Origin of the sequence: Pseudomonas sp. EA_65y_Pfl1_P113 (genome assembly GCF_963970525.1) — a bacterium.
GTDB classification, from domain to species: Bacteria; Pseudomonadota; Gammaproteobacteria; order Pseudomonadales; family Pseudomonadaceae; genus Aquipseudomonas; species Aquipseudomonas tritici.
The window spans coordinates 1-467 of record NZ_CAXAQM010000511.1 but is presented as its reverse complement, the minus strand read 5'-3'; the positions used below and the strand labels follow the sequence as shown (position 1 = coordinate 467).

General features: G+C 62.1%; 1 protein-coding gene. It reads right to left on the bottom strand.

Features of this window, described 5'->3' with window-relative positions:
• Positions 1 to 148: 148 nt before the first annotated feature.
• Positions 149 to 467: NADH-ubiquinone oxidoreductase-F iron-sulfur binding region domain-containing protein (locus AACY52_RS30825; protein WP_339561467.1), on the bottom strand; the 319-nt coding region annotated here is incomplete at its 5' end.

Genomic DNA, 467 nt, shown 5'->3' with positions numbered 1-467 from the left:
ACGGGAAGATCGAGGATTTTCCGCAATTTAAAACCCGCGCGATTTTGCAGACAGGCTGCAAACGCCATCATTGTTTTTCGTGCTTCGCCAACTCCCACTTCCCGTTTTGCGGGCGCAGCCGAAATCAACGCGAGAGCGACAAGCACGCTCATTCCGCCGCCTCCATCATCGGGCTCGACCCACCACCACGCTTTTCGGTGATGCGCCGCTCCATTTCGGGGCGGAAGTGCTTGATCAGGCCCTGGATCGGCCAGGCCGCCGCATCGCCGAGCGCACAGATCGTGTGGCCCTCGACCTGCTTGGTCACCTGATACAGCGTATCGATTTCGGAGATGTCCGCGTCGCCGGTGCGCATCCGCTCCATCACGCGCCACATCCAGCCCGTGCCCTCGCGGCACGGCGTGCACTGGCCGCAGCTCTCGTGCTTGTAGAAGTAGCTGATGCGGGCGATGGCGCGGACGATGTCG